Origin of the sequence: Pseudaquabacterium inlustre, from assembly GCF_038066595.1 — a bacterium.
GTDB classification, from domain to species: domain Bacteria; phylum Pseudomonadota; class Gammaproteobacteria; order Burkholderiales; family Burkholderiaceae_C; genus Pseudaquabacterium; species Pseudaquabacterium inlustre.
Genome location: NZ_JBBUTH010000001.1, coordinates 504,409 through 528,423, shown reverse-complemented (window position 1 = coordinate 528,423; position 24,015 = coordinate 504,409). Strand labels below are relative to the sequence as shown.

Genomic DNA, 24,015 nt, shown 5'->3' with positions numbered 1-24,015 from the left:
TTTCAGATCGGGTTCAGTTGAAGGTCTTGCCTTCGGCGGCGAGCTTGGCGAGCAGCGGAGCCGGTTGCCAGCTCGGATCAGCGCCAGGTTCTGCCGCAAAGCGCTTGAGTGCGCGCACCACGTTGGCCAGGCCCACGGTGTCGGCAAACAGCATCGGGCCGCCGCGCTGTGCGGGGTGGCCGTAGCCGTTCAGGTAGACCAGGTCGATGTCCGACGCGCGGGCGGCGATGCCTTCTTCGAGGATGCGCGCGCCCTCGTTCACCAGCGCGTAGATGCAGCGCTCGACGATCTCGTCATCGCTGACCTTGCGCGGCGTGATGCCGTTCGCGGCGCGGTACTCGGTGATGAGCGCTTCAGTCACCGGATCGGGGATCGGGTCGCGCTTGCCGGCTTCGTAGCGGTACCAGCCCGCGCCGGTCTTCTGGCCGTAGCGGCCGGCCTCGCACAGCTTGTCGGCCACGATGGGCGTCATCTCGACGCCGGCCTCGGCGGCCTTGCGCTTGCGCGTGGCCCAGCCGATGTCCAGGCCGGCCAGATCGCCCATGCGGAACGGGCCCATGGCCAGGCCGTAGACGCTTTGCAGGGCCTTGTCCACCTGCTGCGGCAGCGCGCCGGCATTCACCAGCCCTTGGGCGGCGGCGCCATAGCGCGCCAGCATGCGGTTGCCGATGAAGCCGTCGCACACGCCCGAGACGATGGCCACCTTCTTGATCTTCTTGGCCAGGGCCATGCTGGTGGCCAGCACGTCCTTGGCCGTCTCCTTGCCGCGCACCACCTCCAGCAGGCGCATCACATTGGCCGGGCTGAAGAAGTGCAGGCCGATCACATCCTGCGGGCGCTGGGTGAACTGCGCGATCTTGTCGACGTTCAGGTAGCTGGTGTTGCTGGCCAGGATGGCGCCGGGCTTGCACACCTCGTCGAGCGTGCGGAACACCTTCTCCTTGACGCCCATCTCCTCGAACACGGCCTCGATCACCAGATCCACATCGGCCAGGCCCTCGTAGCCCAGCGTGGGCGTGATCAGCGCCATGCGCTGCTCCACCTGCTCGGCTTTCAGCTTGCCCTTCTTCATCGAGTTTTCGTAGTTCTTGCGGATGGTGGCGATGCCGCGGTCGAGCGCCTCCTGCTTCATCTCCAGCAGCACCACGGGGATGCCGGCGTTCAGGAAGTTCATCGTGATGCCGCCACCCATGGTGCCGGCGCCGATCACGCCCACCTTGGTGATGGTGCGCAGCGGCGTGTCGTCGGCCACGTCGGGGATCTTGGCGGCGGCGCGCTCTGCGGTGAACACATGGCGCAGCGCGCGGCTCTCGGTGGTGGCCATCAGGCCCAGGAAGATGTCCCGCTCCAGGCGCAGGCCTTCGTCGAAAGACTTGCTGGCCGACAGTGCCACGGCCTCCACGCACTTCAGCGGCGCGGGCCAGCCCTTGGCGGTGGCGGCCACGGTGTTGCGGGCGAACTGCAGCCAGGCCTCGGCCTGCGGGTCCTTCACCTTCAGGTCACGTGCGCGCTTGAGCGGCTTGCCCTCGGCCACGGCCTGCTCGGCGAAGGCCACACCGGCCTCGACCACGTCGCCATCGGTCAGCGCGTCGAACAGCGCCGTGCCCTCGAACTGCTGGGCCTTGACGATGGCGCCCGAGACGATGAGGTTCATCGCCGCTTCCAGGCCCACCAGGCGCGGCAGGCGCTGCGTGCCACCGGCGCCGGGGATCAGGCCCAGCTTCACTTCGGGCAGGGCGATCTGCGCATCGCGCTTGGCCACGCGGAAATGCGCGCCGAGTGCCAGTTCCAGCCCGCCGCCCATGCACACGCCGGCAATCGCCGCCACCACGGGCTTGGGCGAGTTTTCCAGCGCAGAGATGACCACCGGCAGGCGCGGCTCCATGCCGGCCTTGGGCGTGCCGAACTCCTTGACGTCGGCACCGCCCGAGAAGGCGCGGGCCGTGCCGGTGAGCACGATGGCCTTCACGGCCGGATCGGCCAGCGCCTGGTCCAGCGAATCGATGATGCCGGTGCGCAGGGCCAGGCCCAGGCCGTTGATCGGCGGGTTGTCCAGCGTGATGACCGCGGTATGGCCGCGAAGCTCGTAGCGGGTGCTGCTCATCGCAGGCTGCTCCTGTGGGATGAAGGTGTGGAGGTGCGCGCCGGGCCTGCTGGGCTGGCGCGCTTCGAAAAATGGGTTCGGCGCATGTGTGCTGTAGGCGGGGCATGCGTTCGAAGCATCGGTACGATGCTAGTCGCCCGCAGCGTGGGCTGGCAATCCAGACATGCCCGGCCCGCCGGTGTCACCTGGGTGATGGGCGGGCGGCAGCGGCCGCGGCCATGCTGCACCATGCAGGACCGACCGCCAGCCCCCAGCGCCGACCCGCGCCAGGATGCGGGCCGCCCGGTGGGCGCCACGCTGACGGGCTTGCTGCTGATCGGCGTGCTGGTGGGCACCACCAACGGCCTGTCGCGGGTGGCGCTGCCGCTGTTTGCCACCTCGCTGGGCGCGCAGCCCTGGCAGGTGGGCCTGGTGGGCGGGCTGGGCTACACCGGCCTGCTGCTGCTGGCGCTGCCGATGGGGCTGTGGATGGAGCGCCATGGCAGCCGGGCGCTGTTCGGCTTCGGTGTGGCCGTGGCCGCGGCGATGTTCGCGCTGGCGCTGCCGGCGGTGGCTGCCTGGGGTGGCGTGGGGTTGCTGGTGGCGGTGGCCGCGATGCAGGGCCTGGCGCTGCCGTTCCGCGTGGTGCCGGTGCATGCCGAGTTCCTGCTGCTGATGCCGCGCCTGGCACCGGCCCAGGCGGGCTGGAACCGCGCGGCCAGCATGCTGGGCATGTTCTTCACCGGCCCCACGCTGGCGGCGCTGCTGATCGGCGCGCTGGGCTATGCCTGGGCCTTCCGCATCGCCGGGGCGCTGCTGGTGGTGGCCTGGGCGATGGGCCGCCATGCGCTGGAGCCGGCGCATCCCGCGGCTGCCGCGCTGCCCGGTGGCTGGGGGGCATTGATGGCGCGCACGCGCCATTCCGCCGCTGTGCTGCGCGACGACGCCGACCTGCGCCGCACCATGGCCATCGACTTCCTCACGCAGATGGCCGTGGGCTACTTTGCGGTGTTCGTGCTGGTGTTGGCGATGCGGGTCTTCCATCTGCCGGTGCAGGCTGCCGCCGGGCTGGTGACGCTGCAGGGGGTGGTGTTCGTGGCGCTGCTGCTGGCCGGTGGCCACTGGCTGTCACGCTGGCCGCAGGGCTGGACCTACCTGGGCGCCTGTGTGTGCCTGCTGCTGCAGGCCGTGCTGCTGGGCTGGGCCTGGGCACCGTGGGTGCTGTGGCTGGGCGCGGCCTTGCTGGGCGTGGGGCTGGCGGTGCAGGGCATCACCAGCGTGAATCGCATGGCCGTTGCGCTGCAGCGTCATGGTCGGGGTCGGGTGGGTGGGTTGATCTCGCTCGGGCCGCCGGCGGGCGGGGTGCTGGGCACGCTGGTGGGTGGGGTGCTCAGCCAGCATTGGGGTCCGCAGTCAGGGTTTCAGGTGCTGGCGGTGGGGTTTGGCGTGTTGTGCTGGTTTCAGTGGCGGCATGCTTTGGCTGCTTCTGCTGTGTATTGAGTCGAGTTACTTCATGCGTGCTGCGGTCTGAGCAAGCCAAGCCGGGGCCGGGTGTCCGGCAGCGCTCAACTGCGGCGGTCGGCCGCGTGGGCGGCCGACTTCGTTGCGGTGCTCGGCTGCGTGGCAGCGCATCGCAACTCGCGCCGTTCGCTGACGCTCACTGTGCTCGGACAAGCGATGCGAGTCAGAAGTCGATGCGGGCTGCGCCCGCTGCCACGCATCCTCCGCTCCTCACCGCCGCAGATTCACGCCGCCGGACACCCGGCCCCGGCTTGGCCGCACCATCGTGGCATGCGATTCGTGGCGCGCCACGGTGCCTCGGGACGAGGACGTCGGGTATCGGGCTGACGTAAGTAAAGGAGGAGGGCCGCAGGCCCGGGGGACATGGAGTCAGCCCGATACCCGGCGGCCTTGGCCACGAGCAGACCGTGGAAGGCCAGCGCGCGAACAAATGAGATCCCAAAAGACCGCTCAAGTCTCCGAATAGGTCTCCCGCAACTCCCGCTTCAGGATCTTGCCGATCGCACTGCGCGGCAGCTCGTCGATGAAGCGCAAGGCGTGCAGCCGCTGCGTCTTGCCCACACGGCCATTCATCCACGCACGGATCGACTCGGCGTCGTCGGTCGAACCCGCCTTGCGCACCACGAAGGCCACCGGTGTCTCGCCCCATTCCTTGCTGGGCACGCCCACCACGGCCACATCGGCCACCGCGGGATGTTGGCGCAGTTCGGCTTCCAGATCGCTGGGGTAGATGTTGAAGCCGCCGCTGATGACCATGTCCTTGCGGCGGTCCATCAGGATCAGGAAGCCGTCGGCATCGAAGCGGCCCACGTCGCCGGTGCGGATGAAGCGGCGGCCTTCGGCGTCGAACCACTCGGCCTCGCGCGTCTTCTCGGGCTGATTTTGATAGCCCATCATCATGCTGGGTGAGCGTCCCACCAGTTCGCCCATCAGTTCCGGCTCGCGCGGCAGTTCCTTGCCGTCCTCGTCGATCAGGCGGATCTCATGCCCTTCGGCCGGCTGGCCCACCGTGTGCAGCTTGTTCGGGAACAGATGGCAGTACAGGATGCAGCTGCCGCCGCCCTCGGTCATGCCGTAGTACTCGGTCAGGCCGCCGGGCCAGCGCTGGAGCACCTGGGCCTTCAGCGCGGCATTGAACGGGGCACTGGTGCAGGCCTTGAACGTGAAGCTGCTGAGGTCGTAGCGGTCGAAGTCGGCATAGTCCATCAGCCGCTGGTACTGCACCGGCACCAGCATGGTGTGCGTGGCGCGGTGCTTCTGCGCCAGCTCCAGGTAGCCGCGGGTGTCGAACTTCGACATCATCACCAGATGCCCGCCGCGCGCCAGCGTGGGGATCACCACCACCAGCGTGGTGTTGCTGTACAGCGGCGTGGCGATCAGCGTCACGTTGCCCGGGCCGTAGCCTGCGGCCTCGGCACGCCGGATCTGGCCCCAGCGCAGGCCGTGCGAGTGCACGATGCCCTTGGGCGTGCCGGTGGTGCCGCTGCTGTAGATGATGTTGAACGGGTGCGTCCAGCCCAGCGTCACAGGTGTGGGCCTGGCGCCTTCGGGCGCCAGCCAGTCGCTCAGGCGTTCGTCGCCGTCGGTGCTGTCGTCGAGACGGATGCGGCGCACGCCGTGGCCGGTGATGTCGGCCGGCACGGCCGCGGCGTTCGGCGCGTCCAGGAACAGGTGGCGCGCGCCGGCGTCACCGGTCATGGTGCCGATCTGCGCCGGCGTGCTACTGGGGGCCAGCGGCGCCACGGCCAGGCCGGCGCGCAGCGCGCCCATGAACAGCGCCACATAGGCGTTGTTGGCGAATGCGTCGATGGCGATGGTGTCGCCCGGCGTCAACCCGTCGCGCTGCAGCGTGGCGGCGATGCGGTCGATCAGCGCATCCAGCTGGGCATAGCTGAGCGTCTGCTCGCCGGTGGTCAGCGCCGGGGCGTCGGGCTGCTGGCGGGCGTGGCCGGCGATCATGCCGGGCAGGTCGCGAAAGTCGGGTAGCTCCAGCGAGGGGTCGTGCTGGCCCGTGGTCTGGATGGGCGAGGCGGGGTGGGCAGCGGTGGTCATGGATGGGTCAGGAAGGTTTGCGGCGCACGCGCACCTGCGACGCAGGGGGCAGACGCTCGCGCGCCGACGACGCTAGCGCAGCCAGGATGTCTGCGCTCGACACCTGGGCGACAGGCGCCGCGCCGGATGTCTCTGCAGCTTTGTGCGTGGTGCCGGCCGCCGGTGGCGCGCGCCGCAGGCCGGTGAACAGCGGCAGCGTGTACAGCACGAAGGCATTGCCGGCATTCAGGCCGCGCGCCCAGCGTTGCATCTCGGCGGTGGCGTTGATCATGCCGTTGATCACCTGCGCGGCCACCGACGGATCGAGCACGCGCACCGAGCCATCGGCCATGCCGTCGATCACGAAGCTGGCGAAGCGCTCGCCCAGCCGGCCCATGGTGCGTTGCGTGTCGCGGCGGATGGCCTCGGGCAGGGCCGTCCAGGCGGTGATGCGCAGCAGCGGGCCCAACTCACCCATCTGGAAGTCAAGCAGCGTGCGGCAGGCCAGGGCCAGGCGGTCCAGACCCGGCAGTGCCTGGCCCTGGGCGCCGCGCATTGCCAGTGCCTCGCTCTGCGCCGCGCGCACCACCGCGAAGGTGCGCGTGAAGCAGGCAGCGATCAGGTCTTCCTTGGTCTCGTGGTGGTGGTAGAAGCTGCCCTTGGTGAGCTGCAGTTCGGCCGCGATGCGGTCCACCGAGGCGCCGTGGTAGCCATGCTCGTTGACCAGGCGCGTGGCGGCGCGCAGGTAGGCGGTGGCGGTGTCGTCGAGCGCGCCCGCGGCCGACACGGGCAGGGCCAGCACCAGGCCTTCGGCGGGCGTGCCCTGGGTGCGGGCGGTGGCACTGGCCAGGCCTTCCAGCAGCAGGTCGGCCATGCGCGCGGCCACCACCGGGTAGTCTTGTGGCTCGAAGCGGTGCACCCAGGCACGCGCCCACGAGGCGGTGGACAGCAGCAGGTGGGCGCGGGCGTTCAACGCGTCGCGCTCCAGTGGCGGCGCGTCGGGAGCCTCCAGCACCGCGCGCACCTGGCGGAACATGGCGGTGTAGGCCTCGGCCATCTGCGCGTCGTGCGGCGGTGCCAGCGTCAGCAGGTCGGAGAACACCACCAGTTCGGGGTGGCGGCCCTCGGCGATGTCGGCCAGCCGGCCCAGGTAGCGCGACAGGAACACCCGCACGCGCTCGTCCAGCGTGTTGGCCAGGGCCACGGCGGTGGCGGCGTCCTGGCTCATCGCGTCCATGGCGCGCTGCAGGCAGGCGCAGGCCAGGTCTTCCTTGCGGCGGTAGTAGTAGGTGATGCTGTTGGTGGCCAGGCCCACGCTGCGCGCCACGTCGGCCAGCGTGCCGCCGCGGATGCCGTGCTGGTTGAACAGCCGCGCCGCGCCATCGAGGATGGCCTCGCGCTTTTCCTTGAAGCGGTGGGTGCCCTGGGTCATGGCTGCCCCTCGGCCGATGGGTACATCGGCCGATCCCCCGAGGGGATGGCGGGCCGGCTTGGGAGCGGCCCGGCGCTCGGCCCGCTAGCATGCAGGTGGCAGGCCACCGAGCGCGACGCATCCATGGCCCTCAGCGCCGGATCCTCCTCGCGGCAGCGCGCCATGGCCTGTGGGCAGCGCGGGTGGAAGCGGCAGCCGCTGGGCGGCTTCATCACGCTGGGCACCTCGCCCAGGATGGGGGCGCGTGGCCGCCGCGCCTCGGCCTCGGGGTCGGCCAGCGGCACGGCCGCCAGCAGGGCCTGGGTGTAGGGGTGCAGCGGCTGGCGGTACAACGCATCGCGGTCGGCGATCTCGACGATGCGGCCCAGGTACATCACCGCCACGCGCTGGCTGATGTGGCGCACCACCGCCAGATCGTGCGCGACGAACAGGTACGACAGGCCCAGGCGCTGCTGCAGGTCCATCAGCATGTTGACCACCTGGGCCTGGATGGACACATCCAGCGCCGACACCGGCTCGTCGCAGATCACCAGGCTGGGGTTCAGCGCCAGCGCGCGCGCGATGCCCACGCGCTGGCGCTGGCCGCCCGAGAACTCGTGCGGGTAGCGCTGGGCCATGCCGGGCAGCAGGCCCACGGTGGCCAGCAACTCCGCCACGCGCGCATCACGCTCGGCGCGGCTGGCGCCCACGCCGTGCACCTCCAGCGGTTCGGCGACGATGTCGCGCACCGTCATGCGCGGGTCCAGCGAGCCATACGGGTCCTGGTAGACCATCTGCATGCGGCGGCGAAAGCGCCCGCTGCGGCGGTCTTGCAAGGTGATGTCCTCGCCCTCGAACAGTACCTTGCCGGCGGTGATGGGCTGCATGCGCAGCACGGCCATCGCGGTGGTGCTCTTGCCGCAGCCGCTTTCGCCCACCAGGCCCAGGGTTTCACCGCGCCGCAGGCTGAACGACACGCCGTCCACCGCCTTCACATGGCCCACGGTGCGCTGCATCACGATGCCGCGCGTGACCGGAAAGTGCACCTTCAGGCCGTCAACCTGCAGCAGCGGCGCGTCGGTGGGCTCAGGCTTGGGCGGGTTCATCAGCGCGCAGGCAGGCGTGGAGGTGTTGCGAGCCCGCACTGGCGGGGCGGAGTTCAGGGCGCTGGGCGAGGCACTCGGCCGTGGCCTGGCGGCAGCGCGGCGCGAAGGCGCAGCCCGGCGGCAGCGCGGCCAGATCGGGTGGCGAGCCCTCGATGGGCACGAGACGTTCGCTGGTGTCTCCGTCCAGCTTGGGCACCGAAGCCAGCAACCCTTGCGTGTACGGGTGGCGCGGCTGGCGGTACAGCGTGCGGGCATCGGCCTGCTCGACGATGCGCCCGCCGTACATCACGGCCACGCGATCGGCATAGCGGGCCACCACGCCCAGGTCGTGCGTGATCAGGATCAGCGCGGCGCCGGTCTCGCGGGTCAGTTCCTTCAGCAGGTCGAGGATCTGCGCCTGCACCGTGACATCGAGCGCCGTGGTGGGCTCGTCGGCGATGATCAGCCGCGGCTGGCAGGCCAGCGCGGTGGCGATCATCGCGCGCTGGCGCATGCCGCCAGAGAACTGGTGCGGCCAGGCACGGGCGCGCTCGGCCGCATCGGGCACGCGCACGCGCTCGAGCAGGCCCACCGCCTGGGCCAGGGCCTGCACCCAGGGCGTGCGCCGGTGCTGGTGGATGGGCTCGGCGATCTGGAAGCCCACGGTCAGCGCCGGGTTCAGCGAACTCATCGGCTCCTGGAAGATCATCGCGATGCGGTCGCCGCGCACTGCGCGCATCTGCGCTTCGCTGAGCTTCAGCAGATCCTGCCCTTCGAACAGCACCTGGCCGGCCACGATGCGGCCCGGCGGATCGGGGATCAGGCGCATCAGCGACATGGCCGTGACGCTCTTGCCCGAGCCCGATTCGCCGACGATGGCCAGGGTCTGGCCCGGCATCAGGTCGAAGCTCACGTCCTCCACCGCGTTGACTGTGCCGCGGTCGGTGCGAAAGCGCGTGGTCAGGCCACGCACCGAGAGCAAGGGTTCCGTCATATCGTCAGGTGTGAGCGGCGTTCAGAAGCCCATCTTCTTCTTCATCTCCTGATCGACCCAGATGCGGGCGTGGATCGGGCCCGGCCGCTCGGCGCCGGCGCGCAGCTCGCCGCCGTAGTTCTGCACCCAGGGCCACCAGCCGGTGTAGGTGTAGGGCGTGGGCAGCACGATGATCGGCGCCTTCTCCAGCACCTGGCGGGTCATCAGCCGCACTTTCACCTGGCGCACGCGCTCGTCGGGCTCGGCATAGGTCTCGGCCATCTTCTTGTCGATCTCGGGATCGCTGAACTGGGCGGGGTTCCACACATTGCCCTTGACGAAGCTCTTGCGCAGCGCCGTGGTCGGGTTGGTGTTGCCCAGGTACATGAAGTAGCCCGGCGCGTTGGTCTTGGTCATCATGGCGCTGAAGTAGGCGCCGTACTCCAGCGTCTGGATCTCCATCTTCACGCCCACCTTGGCCAGGTAGGCGGCCACCATCTGCAGCAGGTCGCCCTCGACGCTGGAACTGCTGGTCTGCACCTTGAACGTGAAGCCCTTGTCCAGCCCGGCCTCGGCCAGCAGCTTCTTGGCCTTGGCGGGGTCGTAGCTGTAGAGCTCCTTCACGCTGTCGGGCATGTCCTTCAGCGGCTCGTAGTAGCCGGTGTAGGTGGGATGCATCGGGTAGGCCAGCATCTCGGCGTTGCCGCCGTAGTAGCTCTTGATGATGGCGTTCTTGTCCACCGCCAGGTTCAGCGCGCGGCGCACGCGGATGTCGTCGAAGGGCTTGGTGTCCATGCGCATCGAGATGAACTGCCCGCCATTGGCCAGGTAGCGGTGCCACTGGATCTTGGGCGCGGTTTTCTTCAGCTCGTCCACATGGCTCCAGCGCACCGATTCCAGGATGTCGAGCTTGCCGGTGCGCAGCGCGGTGACGAAGGTGGCCTCGTCCTTGATGAAGCGGTAGGTGATCTTGTCGACGAAGGGCAGCTTGTGCTCGGCGCCGCCGATCTTCTCCTTGTCCCAGTAGCCGGGGTTCTTCGCGAAGATCAGCGAGTTGCCCTGCACGTATTCCTGCACCGAGAACGGGCCGGTGCCGTTGACGTTCTTCCAGTTGCCGCCGCCGGCGGCCGCCACCTCCTTGGGCACGATGGCGCTGTAATAGCCCCAGCCGAAGCGGTAGTCCCACTCGGCGTTGTACTGCTTCAGGAACACCGTGACGCCGTGCTTGCCGTTGGCCTCCACGCGGTCCACATGGTCGAAGTAGCCGGGGATCTTCTTCGGGCTCTTGTTCAGGCGCTCGAAGGTACCCACCACGTCGTCACTGGTGAGCTCGCGCGCTTCCATCACGCCGGGCTTGGCCGGGAACATCACGCCCTTGCGCAACTGGATCTCCACGCGCAAGGGGTTGGGCTTCATCTCCCATTTCTCGGCCAGCTCGCCGCGGATGGCGTCGGGCGGCAGGAAGGCATCGGCCGTGAAGTCGTACTTGCCGCCCTTGCGCTGGCTCTTGTCCAGGTCGGCGGCGAACAGGTGCTCGTAGACCAGCCCGGTGTCCTGGCTGTGCTTCCAGGCCCAGTCGGCATGGTCGGCCGACATCGGCGAGACGGTGACGTACACGTTGCCGATGTTCAGTTCGCCGCCGTACTGCGGTTTGACGGGCGCGGCCTTGGCGGCAGCAGCAGGTGCCTGGGCATGGGCTGCACCGGCAGCCATCAGGGCGGCGGCCAGCAGGCTCAAGGTCGGGATGCGGATCATGGCGGCGTCTCCTCGGGGTGACATCAACGGCTGCCGCGCATGCGCGGATCGAGCAGATCCCGCAGCGCATCGCCGAACACATTGGTGGCATACACCACCGCGGTGAGGCACAGGCCCGGCGCCAGCGCCAGCCAGGGCCCCTGGAACATGTAGGTGCGGCCGCTGCCCGACAGCATGGCGCCCCAGGTGGGCGCCGGCGGTGGCACGCCCAGGCCCAGGAAGGCCAGGCCCGACTCGGCCAGGATCACCGTGCCCACGCGGGTGGTGAACAGCACGATGATCGGCGGCAGCACATTGGGCAGGATGTGGCGCCACAGCATGCGCGCGGTGGACGCGCCCACCGATTGCGCGGCGTGCACGTACATCTGCTCGCGCACACCCAGCACCGCGCTGCGCACGATGCGCGAGCCGCCGATGCCCAGCAGCAGGCCCAGCGTGCCGATGATCTGCGGCATGCCCGGCCCCACCACCGACACCACGACGATCAGGATGATCAGGTCGGGGAAGCTCATCCACGCATCGACGAAGCGCTGGATCACCAGATCGACCTTGCCGCCGAAGTAGCCGCTGACGATGCCAATCAGGCCCGAGATCAGCGTGGCCAGCGTGGCCGCGGCGCAGCCGATGATGACGCTCAGCTGCGCGCCGTGGATGCAGCGGCTGAGCAGGTCGCGGCCCAGGTTGTCGGTGCCGAACCAGTGCTCCCACGACGGCGCCTGCAGCCGGTCGATCGGCGAGATCTCGTTGAAGCCGTAGGGCGCGATCCAGTCGGCCGTGAGCCCCACGATCACGAAGGCCAGCAGCAGCACGCCACCGGCCGCGCCCAGCGGCTTGTCGGCGAACAGGCGGCGGGTGAAACGGATCGCCGCGTTCATCGGTAGCGCACCTTGGGGTCGAGCAGGCCGTAGCTCAGGTCGACCAGCAGGTTGATGGCCATCACGCCGCAGCCCACCACCAGGAACACACCGGTGATGACCGGGTAGTCGCGCTGGTTCACGGCCTCCAGCAGCAGCAGGCCCATGCCGGGAATGACGAAGATCTGCTCGATGATCACCGCGCCGCCGATCAGCAGCGGCACCTGCAGGCCCACCAGCGTGATCACCGGCACCAGGGCGTTGCGCAGCGCGTGGCGCACCACCACCAGGCGCTCGGGCAGGCCCTTGGCCCAGGCGGTGCGGATGTAGTCCTGGCGCAGCACCTCCAGCATCATGGTGCGCATCAGCCGCATGGTGATGGCCGACAGGCCGGCGCCCAGCACCAGCGCCGGCAGGGCCATCTGCTTGAGGTTCTGCCACGGCGCATCACTGAAGCGCACGTAGTTCACCTCGGGGCTCCAGCCCCACCAGATCGACGGGAACACCACCACCATGGTGGCCAGCCAGAAGCTGGGCACAGCCAGCAGCAGGATGGAGAACGAGCGGCCGAGGTAGTCGCCCGCCGTGTCCTGTCGCATGGCCGACCAGGTGCCGATCGGCAGCGCGATGGTCAGCGCCACGATCAGCGACATCAGCCCCAGCTCGAACGTGACCGGCAGGCGCGTGGCCAGCAGTTCGGTCACTGGCGTGGCCTGCCACAGCGACTTGCCCAGATCGCCGTGCAGCACGATGGCCGACACCCAGCGCCCGTACTGCTCGGCCACCGGGCGGTCGAAGCCGAGTGCGGCCACCAACTGCTCGCGGCTCATCTTGTCGGCCGAGACATCGTTCTGGCTCAGCATCAGGTCGATCACGTCGCCCGGGATCAGGCGGATGGTGACGAACACGATCAGCGAGGCCAGCACCAGCGTGGGCAGCAGGGCCAGCAGCCGGCGCGCGAGGTAGGCACCCATGGCGGCCTAACGTGTGATCCGGGCGATCGCGGCCCGTGGGGATGCGATGCGGACGATCGGCGCGGGCAGGGCTGCGCAGCGCCCTGTCACCTGCGGGACGGGTCTCATCACCGTTTGTCTCCTTGTGGATTTTTCGAGTGCACGGTATGGTGAGTTCGCAGGTTATAGAGCAGGCTTTCGCCAACTGCCATAGGGAAGATTGGAAAGAAAGCCCTGGCAAGGGAAAACACGCAGGAGACGCGCGCATGAGTGGGTTGTTCGACTTGAGCGGCCAGGTGGCCGTGGTCACGGGTTCGTCGCGCGGCATCGGCCGTGCCATTGCCGAGCGGCTGGCCGAGCAGGGCGCTCGCGTGGTGATCAGCTCGCGCAAGCAGGCGGCCTGTGATGAGGTGGCCGCCGCCATCAACGCGAAGCACGGCGCCGGCCGCGCGCTGGCGGTGGCCGCCAGCATCAGCAGCAAGGATCAGCTGGAGGCCCTGGTGGAGGCCACGATGGCCGCTTTCGGCCGCATCGACGTGCTGGTGTGCAATGCGGCCAGCAACCCGTACTACGGGCCGATGGCCGGCATCAGCGACGACCAGTTCCGCAAGATCCTCGACAACAACGTCATCAGCAACCACTGGCTGATCCAGATGTGCGTGCCGCAGATGATCGAGCGACGCCAGGGCTCGGTGATCATCGTGTCGTCGATCGGCGGGCTGCGTGGCAACACCACGATCGGCGCCTACAACATCAGCAAGGCCGCCGACATGCAGCTGGCGCGCAACCTGGCGCACGAGTACGGCCCGCACGGCGTGCGCGTGAACTGCATCGCCCCGGGCCTGGTGAAGACCGACTTCGCCCGCGCGCTCTGGGAGAACCCCGAGGTGCTGGCCCAGCACACCGTGGGCGTGCCACTGCGCCGCATCGGCGAGCCCGACGAGATTGCCGGTGCCGCGGTGTACCTGGCGTCGAAGGCCAGCAGCTTCACCACCGGCCAGACCCTCGTCTGCGACGGTGGCAACACCATTTGATCCCCGGAGTTCCTCATGAGCGAGATCGACAGCTTCCGCGCCGAGACGCGCGCCTGGCTCGAGGCCAACTGCCCGCCCGAGATGCGCCAGCCGGTGAAGAGCGAGGCCGACACCTGCTGGGGCGGCAAGCGCTTCCAGTTCCAGAGCGAGGCGCAGCGCCTGTGGCTGCAGCGCATGGGCGAGCGCGGCTGGACCGTGCCCACCTGGCCGAAGGAGTACGGCGGTGGTGGCCTGGACGCCGCCCAGGCCGCCGTGCTGCGCGAGGAGATGGCGGCCCTGAAATGCCGCATCCCGCTGGCCAGCTTCGGCATCTGGATGCTGGGCCCGGCGCTGCTGAAGTACGGCAACGAGGCGCAAAAGCGCGAGCACCTGCCCAGGATCGCCCGCGGCGAGATCCGCTGGTGCCAGGGCTACAGCGAGCCGAATGCAGGCTCGGATCTGGCCTCACTGGCCACCAAGGCCGAGATCACCGACAGCGGCTTCATCGTCACCGGCCAGAAGGTCTGGACCTCGTATGCGGATGAGGCCGACTGGATTTTCTGCCTCACCCGCACCAGCACCGCCGCCAAGCACACCGGCATCAGCTTTTTGCTGATCGACATGAGCACGCCGGGCGTCAGCACGCGGCCGATCAAGCTGATCTCGGGCAAGAGCCCGTTCTGCGAGACCTTCTTCGACAGCGTGCCGGTGCCGCGCGAGAACCTGGTGGGCACGTTGAACGACGGCTGGACGGTGGCCAAGTACCTGCTGCAGCACGAGCGCGAGATGATCAGCGCCATCGGCGACCGCGACCTGCCCAAGCCGGTGGGCGCCAGCGCCGTGGAGCGCCTGGGCCGCGATGCCAGCGGACGGCTCGACGAGCCGGTGCTGCGTGCCGAGATCGCGCGCTTCGAGGTGGATGAGGCGGCGTTTCGCGCCTGGATGAAGATGGCCGCCACGCAGGCGCGCCGCGGCGAGGCCAACCCGGCCACGGCCTCGGCGCTGAAGTACTACGGTGCCGAGCTGAACAAGCGCCGCTGGGAGCTGATGATGGCCATCGGCGGCGCCGATGCGCTGGAATGGGAGGGCGAGCGCTCGCGCGACGGCGCGGCCGCGCGCACCTGGCTGCGCACCAAGGCCAATTCGATCGAGGGCGGCACGAGTGAGGTGCAACTCAACGTCGTTGCCAAACGAATCCTGAATCTCCCTGGCGCTTGAGCGGAGCGACAAGACCATGACCTGGAACCTCGACGAATCCCAGCGCCTGCTGCGCGACAGCGCGCGCACCTTTATGGCCGAGCGTGCGCCGGTGGCGCACCTGCGCGCGCTGCGCGATGGCAGCGACGCACAGGGCCACAGCCCGGCGCTGTGGCAGGCCTTTGCCGAGCAGGGCTACAGCGCTGTGCTGGTGCCTGAGGCGCATGGCGGCCTGGGCCTGGGCCTGGTGGAAGCCGGCGTGATCGCCGAGCAGATCGGCCGCAACCTCACGCCCACGCCGTGGCTGCCCACGGCGGTGCTGGCGGCCTGGCTGTTGCAGCGCGCCGGTAGCGCGGCCCAGCAATCGGCCTGGCTGCCGCGCATCGCCGCGGCCGGCACGGTGCTGGCACTGGCGATCGATGAGGCGGCGCGCCACCGGCCGCAGACCATCGCCACCACCGCCACGCAGACCGGCGACGGCTGGCGCCTGCAGGGCAGCAAGCTGTTCGTGGTGGACGGCCATGTGGCCGAGGCCTTCATCGTCGCCGCGCGCACCGAGGGGGGCACCGCGCTGCTGCTGGTGCCGGCCGATGCCGCCGGTGTGCGGGTGGAGCGCACGGCGATGGTCGATTCACACAACGCCGCGCGCGTGCAGTTCGACGGCGTGACGCTCGCCGCCGACGCGCTGATCGGCAGCGTGGCCGACGGCGCCGCGCTGCTGGAGGCCACGCTGGACGTGGGCCGTGCGGTCGTCGCCGCCGAACTGCTGGGCCTGGCGGACGAGGTGTTCGCCCGCACCGTGCAGTACTTGAAGGAGCGCAAGCAGTTCGACCGGCTGATCGGCGAATTCCAGGCGCTGCAGCACCGCGCGGCCGAACTGCACTGCGATCTGGAACTCACCCGCGCCATCGTCGGCGCCGCGCTCGACGCCGCGGCGGTCGATCCGGCGGCGGCGCGGCTGATCGTCTCGCAGGCCAAGGCACGCGCCGCGCTCACCGCCAACCGCGCGGTGCAGGAGGGCGTGCAGATGCACGGAGGCATCGGCATGACCGACGCGGTGGACTTCGGCCTGTTCATGAAGCGCGCCCGCGTGCTGCAGGAATGGCTGGGCGATTCCGCCTATCACATCGATCGCGCGGCCACGATCGCCGGCTACTGAGCCGCCTCGCGGCATGAGCCCTTGACGCAGCGCAGGCGCGCGCCCGCTGCGGGCGCATGGCTTGCGCGCGATCAAGACCCGCGCCGCCACCCCGCGCGAAGCTGAACAACGCGCCAGGCAAGGCGGCCGTTCGGCCGCACCCTGAGCGTTGGATTCAGGGAGGGGCGGCATGGGCAAGATGCTGGGCGCGGTGCGATGCGTTGTGGCGCGCTGGAGGCAGGGCCTGCGGCCGGTGGCTTGGGCCATGCCGCTGGCGCTGGCCTTGGCGCTGGCGCAGTCACTGGTGGCGCTACCGGTATTGGCCCAGCCAGCGGGCGGCGACGCGGCCCCGGCACTGCGCGAGGTGCAGCTGCCGGCCGGCGTGGTCACGCGCGGCGAGCCGCTGCCTGACGGTGTGCAGCGCCTGCCGGTTCCCGCCGCTGCCCGCGCGGAGCCGCTGGTGCTGCGCCTGCTGGATGTGCAGTTGCGCGTGGGCGCCGAGGCGGCGCAGACCACGCAGTTCTTCGACGTGGCGCTGCAGGCGAATGCCAGCGCCATGCTGGGGCAGCTGGGCGAATACGAGATCCCGCTGCTGCCCGCCTTCCAGCGCCTGCGACTGCATGCGGTGCGGGTGCTGCGGGGCGAGCGCGTCATCGACCACATGGCCGACCTGCAGTTGCGCTACCTGCAGCCGCCGCGCGGCAACGACGCGGCGCCACCGGTCGACACCGGCCAGGTGAACGTGATGCTGCTGGTGCCCGATGTGCGCGTGGGCGACACCCTCAGCCTGGCCTTCAGCATCCAGGGCACCAACCCGGTGTTCGGCGAGCGCTTCTTCATGTTCCTGCCCTGGGATCTGCCGAGTCCGGTGGTGCACCGGCGTGTGCTGCTGCAGCACCCGGCGGCGCGCAGCATCGCCTGGCAGGCGCTGGGCGACGGCCCGGTGCAAGGCCTGCCGGCGCCGCAGCTGAGCGAGCGCGATGGCTGGCGGCAGCTCAGCTTCGAGCAGCGCGATGTGGCGGCCGTGCCGGTCGAGCCCGCGGTACCGGCCGACCATGTGCCTCGGCGCATGCTGCAGTTCAGCGAGTACCGGCAGTGGTCCGAGGTGGCGCAGTGGGCGCTGGACCTGTTCTCGCCGCCGGCGCAGGGCTCGGAGGAGTTCGATGCACTGGTGCGGCGCTTCGCCGCGCTGCCCGATCCGGCGGCGCGCGTGGATGCCGCGCTGCGCTGGGTGCAGGGCGAGATCCGCTACTACGCCTTGTCGCTGGGGGAGAACTCGCACCGCCCGCAGCCGCCCGCGGTGGTGCTGCATCGGCGCTTCGGCGACTGCAAGGACAAGACGCTGCTGCTGGCCCGCCTGCTGCAGGCGCTGGGCATCCCGGCGGTGCCGGTGCTGGTGTCCACGCAGACGCCGGCCCTGCCGGGCCGCGTGCTGCCCTCACCGGGCCTGCTGGACCATGTGGTGCTGCGCGTGACGCTGCCCGACGGTGATCTGGTGCTGGACCCCACGCGCCCGGCGCAGCCCGTGCCGTCGGCCTGGCGCGCCACCTTGCCGGCCGCCACGCTGGGCCTGGCCGTGGCCGCCGGCACGCAGGCGCCGCAGGCCTTGCCGCCCACGCGCGATGCGCAGGCCGCGCTGATGCAGATCGACGAGCAGTTCACCGTGCCCGCGCTGGCGCCTGAAGGCTGGTTGCTGACCCGCATCACGCTGCACGGGCTGCGGGCCGAGTTCATGCGCATGGTGTGGGGCATGGCTGCGCCGGCACAACGCCAGCAGATCGCCGTGGGCATGTACGAGCGCCGCTACCCCGGATTGACGTTCGACGGCGAGCCGGAGCTGGCCGACGACGCGGCGCACAACCGGGTCACCATCGAGGCGCGCTTTCGCGTTCCGCAGCTGATCCGGCAGGTGGGCGGGCACTGGGTGTTCGAGTTCTTCCCCACCGTGTTGCAGGGCGAGGTGCACCTGCCGCCGTCGCTGCAGCGCACCCAGCCCGTGCAGGTGATGGACCACCCGCTGCTGCTGCGACAGCAGATCCAGGTGCAGTGGCCGCAGGCTGTGGCGGTGATGGAGGATCCACGCACACGCCGGCAGGAGACGGCGCTGTACGAGGCCAAGGCCACGCGCTCGTTCCGCGGCAACCGCTTTGCCTTCGAGTTCGAGCTGCGCTCGCGCACCGGTGCGCTGCCGCCCAGCGGCCTGCCCACGCTGATGCAGGACCTGGACCGGCTGATGGGCCTGATCGACGGGCGCGTGGCAGTCGATCCGGCCGAGGTGCGGCGCCAGGGGGTGGCCGAAGCCAGCCGCATGGCTGCCGCGCCCCCCGGCACACCGGCGGCAGAGGGGGCGGCCGCCACGGCTGCGCGGCGCACCGAGATCGAGGAGCGCATCGCGCGCATCGATGCGGCGCTGGCAGGCCCGCTGCTGAAGGGCGCTGACCGCGGCGAGGCGCTGTGCCTGAAGGCGTCTGCCTTGAGGCAACTGGGCCGCGATGTGCAGGCGATGCCGGTCAGTGCAGAGGCCGTGGCGCTGGCGCCAGACCGGCCGGACGTCTGGGATTGCCGCGGCAAGGTGCTGATCCATGTCGGGCAGTTCGCGCTGGCTGAACAGGCCCTGAGCCGGGCACTGGCCCTGGGATCCGACTCGCCCTTCGATGTGCAGTACTGGCGCGGCATGGCGCGGTACTACCAGGGCCGCTTCCAGGACGCGGCCGATGATTTCGCCGCGGCGGCCCGAACCCAGGATGGCAGTGATTCGCTCTATCCCAGCCTGTGGCGCATCTGGTCCCTGCAGCGGGCCGGTACCGCGTTGCCGGCGGACCTGCTGGCGCTGGCCCGCGAGGCACCGCAAGGCGAGTGGCCACGCCCGGCGCTCGCCCTGGCGCTGGGTGAGCTGACGCCCGAGGCGATTTGGCAGCAGGTGGAACGGCTGAGCGGTGACGAGCGCACGCTGGCACGCGTGGAGGCCTGGTTCTACCTGGGTCAGTACCATCTCCAACGGGGCGATGTGGCGGCCGCGCGGCGGGCCTTCGAACAGTGCCGCGCCCATGGCGTCACGTTCTACATCGAGCACTTCGCGGCCGGCATCGAACTGGCCAGGTTGCCGACCGGCCCCTGACCCGGCCACTGCGCCGAGCCGTGGCGCCGCCGTGATGGCGGTGCCGGGCCGGTCAGCGCTGCTGGCTGGCCAGCAGCGCGTGCACCCAGCGCACCGGGATGGCGTAGGTGATGCCGGTGGGGTTGCTCAGGGCCGATTCGCGGCTGCCCTTGACGAAGACCATGTTCACCACGCCGACCACCTGGCCGGTGTCGGCATCGAACACCGGGCCGCCGCTGTTGCCGGGGTAGGCGATGGCGTCGAGCTGCAGGATGTCGAAGGCGCCGCGCCGCATCCGGGCCACCGCGGCGGCATCCAGCTGCCGGGCATTGGCCGGCGGCAACACGATGGGCGTGATCGAGGCCACGATGCCGCGGTGCGTGACCGGCGAGAAGCCCAGCACCCCGCCGATCGGGAACCCCATCAGCCCGATGGCCTGACCCTCGCGCGCGCTGTCGGACTCGGCCAGCACCAGCGGCGGCAGGGCCGCGCCCGAGATGCGCAGCAGCGCCAGGTCATGGTCGCGGTCGATGCCCAGCAGCGTCAGCGTGCGGATGTCGTACTGCCCGTCGGATTCCAGCCGCACCCGGCCCACCTGGATGGCCAGCCGGGTGTCGGCCGTGGGCGAGGTGGTGGCGCCGGGTTCGGGCAGCACATGGGCGTTGGTCACCAGCAGCTGGCCGTCGCCAATGACGAAGCCGGTGCCGCGGAACGCGAAGCGCGGGCTGGCCAGCGGATCGAAGGTGCCCACCGCCACCACGCTGCGGCGGACCTGGGCCACCGTGGCCGGCAGATCCGCCCGCGCCGTGGCGGGCAGGCCGGCCAGCGCCGCCGCAGCGGCCAGTGTGCCCAGGCCGAGGTGGATCAGTTGGCGGCGGGGCAGGGCGGGCATGGGCGGTGGGCGGGCCGGGCGTCTGCAACGCCGGCCGGGTGGCTGGGACCCACCCACTCTAACCGCAGCCGCGGCCGTGGAAGCCGTTGAAGAAGCCGCCGAACAAGCCTCCGGTGCTCAGGCGTTGGCGGCTGCCTCGCTGCCAACCACCACCGCGCCGCGGTAGGCATGCCAGGAGGCATGGCCCAGCACCGGACCGGCCAGCAGCAGGCCGGCAAAGCCCGGCAGCATGGCCAGCACGATCAGCACGGTGATCACCGCGCCCCAGCACAGCATCACGCCGGGCTGCGTGAGCACCAGGCGCATGCTGGTCAGGCCGGCGGTGATGGCATCGGTCTGCTGATCCAGGATCATCGGGATCGACACCACGCTGATCGAAAAGATCAGCCCTGCGAACACCGCGCCCACCAGCACGTAGGCGACGATGAAGTTGATGTTCTCGGGGTCGAGCAGCGCCAGCAGCGAGCCCTTGAAGTCGGGCATGCCGTCGAAGCTGACCGCGAACACGATCAGCGAGGCGCGGCCCCACAGCATCTCGAGCACCAGCAGCACGAAGCCGAAGATGGCCAGCGTGGACAGCTTGCGGTCCCAGGCCAGCAGCGATTCGCCCAGGTCGGGCTTCTCGCCGGCCTCCAGCCGGCGGCTGGCCTGGTACAGGCCCAGGCACAGGAAGGGCCCGGTCAGCAGGAAGCCGGCCGACAGCGCCAGCACATAGGCCGGTGCATGCTGGTACACGCCGATCAGCGCCCAGCCCATCAGCGCGAAGCAGCCGCCGTAGAACAGGCCGATGCCGGGGCAGCGCAGGAAATCGCGCCAGCCGGCGACCAGCCAGTGCAGCGGATCGGTGATGCGCAGCGTGCGCAACTCGATGGCCAGCGCGGCGGCGGTGCGGGCGCCCTCGTCGGCCGCCGCCGCCGGGTTGTCGTCGGGGCCGGAAGCTGCCATCGGGACTGCCACGCTCGCGTTGATGTCGGTCATGAAGCCGCAGACTAGGGCGCGGGCTGCGTGGCGTCCACCGGGATTGGCCCTATGGGGGCTGAGCGCTGTGCGCTGTGCGCTGTGCGCTGTGCGCTGTGCGCAGCGCCCGGTGCTCTTGGCGATGGCTTCCCATTTTTCGTTGCAGCCCGCCGGTCTCGCCCGGCCGGCGAGGTCCTTTCTTGTCGCGACAAGAAAGGACCCAAAGAAGCGCTTCCAAACTTTCCGATCAGGCCCTGCTGCTCGTCCACCATCGAGACGGGCGCCTCGCCCGCCCGGCGGGCTCGAACAGGCTGCCGAACAAGGGCTTGAATAAGGAGGCTATGCCGCCGATGGCCAGACCGTCGCATTGCTGCGCTCTGGCAGCCCCGTGCCCAGCGGCGTTCCTCACGCAAGTCTTGACCGGGGGTGCACGGCCGTTGAGAGATCCGTGGCGTTTCCGACTGGCTATGTTCGAGCCCGCCGGGCGGGCGAGGCGCCCGCCTCGATGCGTGGAGAGCAGCAGTGCGGTGTCGGAAAGTTTGGGCAGCGCTTTCTTTGCCTACTTTCTTTTCGCGAAAAGAAAGTAGGTCGCCCGCCGGGGCGAAATCCCGGCGCGCTGCAACGAGCCATGGGCAACCTCAACCGACAGCCGAAAGCCGGCAGCCGCAACGCCAATCACCCCCGGTCGCGTCCGCCCAGCATCAGCCACAGCGCCCCGACCACCGCCCCGCCAAAGCCCAGCAGCCCGAACGCCGGCAGGCCCAGCAGTTCGGGCCCGCCGCGCACGGTCATCACGATCGACGAGCCGATGATCAGCGCCGCCACCACCAGGCCGATGGCGATGCGCGAGGCGGCGCGGTCGAGCTGGTCGGCCACGGCGTGGATGTCGCGCACCTCGATGTCGATGCCGATGCGGCCGCGCCGCGCCGTGGCCAGCAGGCGCGACAGGTCGCGCGGGATGCTGCCCAGCAGTGCGGCGGCGCGGCGCAGGCCGTCCCAGCCGCGGCGTGCCAGGGCCTCGGGCCGGTAGCGCGCATGCAGGGCCTGGCGCAGCATCGGCGTGGCTTCCTCGGCCATGTGGAAGTCGGGGTCGAGGCCGCGGCCCAGGCCTTCCAGCGTGATGAAGGTCTTGATCAGCAGCGCCAGGTCGGCAGGCAGCGCCAGGCGGTGGCTGCGCAGGATGTTCGTCACATCGGCCAGCATGCCGCCGATGCTGAGCTGGGCCAGCGGCACGCCGTGGTACTGGTCGACGAAGGCGTCGATGTCGCCGCGCAGGCCGTCCTCGTCCAGCGCGTCCTCGCCGTCGCCATGGGCCTGGGCCCAGTCCAGCAGCACATCGGCCACGGCTTCGGCGTCGCGCTGCACCAAGCCCAGCATCAGGCTCAGCAGCTGCTCGCGGCGCTCGGGCGTGACGCGGCCGACCATGCCGAAGTCGATGAAGGCGATGCGCTCGCCGGGCAGGAAGAACAGGTTGCCGGCATGCGGGTCGGCGTGGAAGAAGCCGTCCTCGATGACCATCTTCAGCACCGCGCGGGCGCCACGCCGCGCCACCTCGCGGCGCACGATGCCGGCGGCGTCGATGGCGGCCTGGTCCTCGGCCGGCACACCACGGATGCGCTGCTGCACGTTGATGCGCTCGTGCGTGAAGTCCCAGTACACCCTGGGGATCACGATCTCGGGGTGCGTGGCGAAGGCCGCGGCGATGCGCTCGGCGTTGCGGCCCTCGGTGGCCAGGTCGAGCTCGCGGCGCAGCGAGCGGCCCAGCTGCTGGGCCAGCGCCACCGGGCGGTAGGGCTTGAGGTCGGGCCACTGGCGCTCGGCGGCGGCGGCCAGGCGGGCCAGCAGGCGCAGGTCGGCCTCCACGTCGGCGGCGATGCCGGGGCGGCGCACCTTCACCACCACCTCGGTGCCGTCGGTCAGCGTGGCGGCGTGCACCTGGGCGATGCTGGCGGCGGCCAGCGGCTCGTCGCTCCAGGTGGCGAACAGGCCTTCAGGCGGCGCGCCCAGGTCTTCGGTGATCTGCGCCCGCAGCGCGGCGATGTCGGCCGCCGGCGCACGGCTGTGCAGCTTCTCGAACTGGGCGATCCAGTCGGGACCGAACAGGTCGGCGCGGCCGGCCAGGATCTGGCCGAGCTTGACGAAGGTGGGGCCCAGCTCCTCCAGCGCGCTGCGCAGCTGCTCGGGCGGGGTCAGGCGCGCCAGGTCGGCGGCGTGCTCGCGGTGCAGGGCGTGGCCGGCCCGGTCCAGCGCATCGGCCCAGCCCAGGCGGTGCACCGCATCGCCCAGGCCGTGGCGCACAAACACCGCGGCGATGTGCTGCAGCCGGCCCAGGTCGCGGGCGCTCACCAGGGTTTGCAGCAGCGGCATGGCCCGGTGGCGGTCAGCTGCCCCGACGCACGCGCAGCAGCTCGTCGAGGATCAGGCCGATGGCGCCGGCGGTGATGGCCGAATCGGCGATGTTGAAGGCCGGGAAGTAGCCGCCGTGGAACATCGGCGCCAGCCAGCTCCAGTGGAACTGCAGGAAGTCGACCACGTAGCCGTGCAGCAGCCGGTCGATGACATTGCCGATGGCGCCGCCCAGGATCATGCTGATCGAGAAGCAGAACAGCTTCTGGCCCGGGTGGCGGCGCAGCATCCACACGATGAACACCGAGGCCACCGCGCCCAGGCCCACGAAGAACCAGCGCTGCCAGCCCGAGGCGCCGGCCAGGAACGAGAACGCGGCGCCGGTGTTGTGGGCGCGCACCAGGTCGAAGAAGCCGGTGACGGGCAGCACGTCGCCCAGCGTGAAGCGGGCCACGACCAGGGTCTTGCTCAGCTGGTCGGCCAGGATCACCAGCAGGGCCAGGCCGAGCCACAGGGCCAGCGGCGTGGAGGAGACGGAGGAACGGGCGGTGCGGGTGGAACGCTTGGCGGAAGGCATCGGCAGGCCGGCGGCAAGGGGGCCGGCAAGGGGCTGGGGTGGAGGGCGCGGGGCGCCGAGGCCGCTACTGTAGCGCCGCCGACCCGCCGGCCCGGCCCGCCGCACCCGGCTGCGCTGAAGCGTCGAACCGGC

At 70.3% G+C, this 24,015-nt stretch carries 17 protein-coding genes; 5 read left to right on the top strand and 12 right to left on the bottom strand.

The window, feature by feature from the left end; all coding sequences use genetic code 11:
• Positions 1-13: 13 nt before the first annotated feature.
• The gene (locus AACH10_RS02350; protein ID WP_341408744.1) at positions 14-2,104 is read right to left on the bottom strand and encodes a 3-hydroxyacyl-CoA dehydrogenase NAD-binding domain-containing protein; all 2,091 of its coding nucleotides are present in this window, start codon (positions 2,102-2,104) and stop codon (positions 14-16) included.
• A gap of 228 nt (positions 2,105-2,332) precedes the next feature.
• On the opposite strand from AACH10_RS02350, the gene AACH10_RS02345 reads away from it, so the two are divergent.
• Positions 2,333-3,583, top strand: a complete 1,251-nt coding sequence (locus AACH10_RS02345) for an MFS transporter (RefSeq protein WP_341408743.1) — start codon at positions 2,333-2,335, stop codon at positions 3,581-3,583.
• A gap of 471 nt (positions 3,584-4,054) precedes the next feature.
• Here the strand turns inward: AACH10_RS02345 and AACH10_RS02340 are convergent, their stop codons facing one another.
• The 7 genes from AACH10_RS02340 to AACH10_RS02310 are packed head-to-tail and all read right to left on the bottom strand — an operon-like array spanning position 4,055 to position 12,687.
• Entirely contained in the window at positions 4,055-5,656 is a 1,602-nt protein-coding gene (locus AACH10_RS02340) for a class I adenylate-forming enzyme family protein (protein ID WP_423228545.1), read from the bottom strand.
• 7 nt (positions 5,657-5,663) lie between these two features.
• The gene (locus AACH10_RS02335; RefSeq protein WP_341408742.1) at positions 5,664-7,067 is read right to left on the bottom strand and encodes a TetR/AcrR family transcriptional regulator; all 1,404 of its coding nucleotides are present in this window, start codon (positions 7,065-7,067) and stop codon (positions 5,664-5,666) included.
• Entirely contained in the window at positions 7,064-8,152 is a 1,089-nt protein-coding gene (locus AACH10_RS02330) for an ABC transporter ATP-binding protein (protein ID WP_341408741.1), read from the bottom strand. The genes AACH10_RS02335 and AACH10_RS02330 overlap by 4 nt, the downstream gene beginning before the upstream one ends.
• Positions 8,133-9,125, bottom strand: a complete 993-nt coding sequence (locus tag AACH10_RS02325; protein ID WP_341408740.1) for an ABC transporter ATP-binding protein — start codon at positions 9,123-9,125, stop codon at positions 8,133-8,135. Before AACH10_RS02325 ends, AACH10_RS02330 begins: the two co-directional genes overlap by 20 nt.
• Positions 9,126-9,146: 21 nt before the next feature.
• Entirely contained in the window at positions 9,147-10,859 is a 1,713-nt protein-coding gene (locus tag AACH10_RS02320; protein WP_341408739.1) for an ABC transporter substrate-binding protein, read from the bottom strand.
• 23 nt (positions 10,860-10,882) lie between these two features.
• Positions 10,883-11,734, bottom strand: coding sequence for an ABC transporter permease (locus AACH10_RS02315; protein WP_341408738.1), 852 nt, complete (start codon positions 11,732-11,734; stop codon positions 10,883-10,885).
• The gene (locus AACH10_RS02310; RefSeq protein ID WP_341408737.1) at positions 11,731-12,687 is read right to left on the bottom strand and encodes an ABC transporter permease; all 957 of its coding nucleotides are present in this window, start codon (positions 12,685-12,687) and stop codon (positions 11,731-11,733) included. The genes AACH10_RS02315 and AACH10_RS02310 overlap by 4 nt, the downstream gene beginning before the upstream one ends.
• A 245-nt stretch (positions 12,688-12,932) precedes the next feature.
• On the opposite strand from AACH10_RS02310, the gene AACH10_RS02305 reads away from it, so the two are divergent.
• The 4 genes from AACH10_RS02305 (at position 12,933) to AACH10_RS02290 (ending at position 19,132) form a co-directional block, all read left to right on the top strand.
• Complete coding sequence (locus AACH10_RS02305) at positions 12,933-13,700, top strand: SDR family oxidoreductase (RefSeq protein ID WP_341408736.1); 768 nt, start codon at positions 12,933-12,935, stop codon at positions 13,698-13,700.
• A gap of 15 nt (positions 13,701-13,715) precedes the next feature.
• Positions 13,716-14,897 carry an acyl-CoA dehydrogenase family protein gene (locus tag AACH10_RS02300; RefSeq protein WP_341408735.1) on the top strand — a complete coding sequence of 394 codons (1,182 nt, stop codon included), beginning with the start codon at positions 13,716-13,718 and terminating at the stop codon, positions 14,895-14,897.
• Between the two features lie 16 nt (positions 14,898-14,913).
• The gene (locus AACH10_RS02295) at positions 14,914-16,035 is read left to right on the top strand and encodes an acyl-CoA dehydrogenase family protein (protein ID WP_341408734.1); all 1,122 of its coding nucleotides are present in this window, start codon (positions 14,914-14,916) and stop codon (positions 16,033-16,035) included.
• A gap of 169 nt (positions 16,036-16,204) precedes the next feature.
• On the top strand, positions 16,205-19,132 hold the full coding sequence (locus AACH10_RS02290; protein WP_341408733.1) for a DUF3857 domain-containing protein: 2,928 nt from the start codon (positions 16,205-16,207) through the stop codon (positions 19,130-19,132).
• 52 nt (positions 19,133-19,184) lie between these two features.
• Here AACH10_RS02290 and AACH10_RS02285 read toward each other — a convergent pair whose 3' ends face one another.
• From AACH10_RS02285 to lspA, 4 genes are all read right to left on the bottom strand, one after another.
• Positions 19,185-20,003 carry a S1 family peptidase gene (locus AACH10_RS02285; protein ID WP_341408732.1) on the bottom strand — a complete coding sequence of 273 codons (819 nt, stop codon included), beginning with the start codon at positions 20,001-20,003 and terminating at the stop codon, positions 19,185-19,187.
• A gap of 117 nt (positions 20,004-20,120) precedes the next feature.
• A complete protein-coding gene (locus AACH10_RS02280) occupies positions 20,121-20,948 on the bottom strand; it encodes a DUF2189 domain-containing protein (protein ID WP_341408731.1) in 828 nt (275 codons plus the stop codon).
• Positions 20,949-21,635: 687 nt separating this feature from the next.
• The gene (locus AACH10_RS02275) at positions 21,636-23,327 is read right to left on the bottom strand and encodes an ABC1 kinase family protein (RefSeq protein ID WP_341408730.1); all 1,692 of its coding nucleotides are present in this window, start codon (positions 23,325-23,327) and stop codon (positions 21,636-21,638) included.
• 13 nt (positions 23,328-23,340) lie between these two features.
• Positions 23,341-23,883, bottom strand: a complete 543-nt coding sequence (gene lspA, locus AACH10_RS02270; protein ID WP_341408729.1) for a signal peptidase II — start codon at positions 23,881-23,883, stop codon at positions 23,341-23,343.
• Positions 23,884-24,015: the final 132 nt, after the last annotated feature.

Coding starts and splice junctions, on each gene's coding strand:
- lspA (WP_341408729.1), bottom strand. CDS start 23,883: ATGCCTTCCGCCAAGCGTTCCACCCGCACCGCCCGTTCCTCCGTCTCC.
- AACH10_RS02350 (WP_341408744.1), bottom strand. CDS start 2,104: ATGAGCAGCACCCGCTACGAGCTTCGCGGCCATACCGCGGTCATCACG.
- AACH10_RS02285 (WP_341408732.1), bottom strand. CDS start 20,003: ATGCCCGCCCTGCCCCGCCGCCAACTGATCCACCTCGGCCTGGGCACA.
- AACH10_RS02310 (WP_341408737.1), bottom strand. CDS start 12,687: ATGGGTGCCTACCTCGCGCGCCGGCTGCTGGCCCTGCTGCCCACGCTG.
- AACH10_RS02275 (WP_341408730.1), bottom strand. CDS start 23,327: ATGCCGCTGCTGCAAACCCTGGTGAGCGCCCGCGACCTGGGCCGGCTG.
- AACH10_RS02345 (WP_341408743.1), top strand. CDS start 2,333: ATGCAGGACCGACCGCCAGCCCCCAGCGCCGACCCGCGCCAGGATGCG.
- AACH10_RS02325 (WP_341408740.1), bottom strand. CDS start 9,125: ATGACGGAACCCTTGCTCTCGGTGCGTGGCCTGACCACGCGCTTTCGC.
- AACH10_RS02330 (WP_341408741.1), bottom strand. CDS start 8,152: ATGAACCCGCCCAAGCCTGAGCCCACCGACGCGCCGCTGCTGCAGGTT.
- AACH10_RS02305 (WP_341408736.1), top strand. CDS start 12,933: ATGAGTGGGTTGTTCGACTTGAGCGGCCAGGTGGCCGTGGTCACGGGT.
- AACH10_RS02300 (WP_341408735.1), top strand. CDS start 13,716: ATGAGCGAGATCGACAGCTTCCGCGCCGAGACGCGCGCCTGGCTCGAG.
- AACH10_RS02340 (WP_423228545.1), bottom strand. CDS start 5,656: ATGACCACCGCTGCCCACCCCGCCTCGCCCATCCAGACCACGGGCCAG.
- AACH10_RS02320 (WP_341408739.1), bottom strand. CDS start 10,859: ATGATCCGCATCCCGACCTTGAGCCTGCTGGCCGCCGCCCTGATGGCT.
- AACH10_RS02290 (WP_341408733.1), top strand. CDS start 16,205: ATGGGCAAGATGCTGGGCGCGGTGCGATGCGTTGTGGCGCGCTGGAGG.
- AACH10_RS02335 (WP_341408742.1), bottom strand. CDS start 7,067: ATGACCCAGGGCACCCACCGCTTCAAGGAAAAGCGCGAGGCCATCCTC.
- AACH10_RS02280 (WP_341408731.1), bottom strand. CDS start 20,948: ATGGCAGCTTCCGGCCCCGACGACAACCCGGCGGCGGCGGCCGACGAG.
- AACH10_RS02295 (WP_341408734.1), top strand. CDS start 14,914: ATGACCTGGAACCTCGACGAATCCCAGCGCCTGCTGCGCGACAGCGCG.
- AACH10_RS02315 (WP_341408738.1), bottom strand. CDS start 11,734: ATGAACGCGGCGATCCGTTTCACCCGCCGCCTGTTCGCCGACAAGCCG.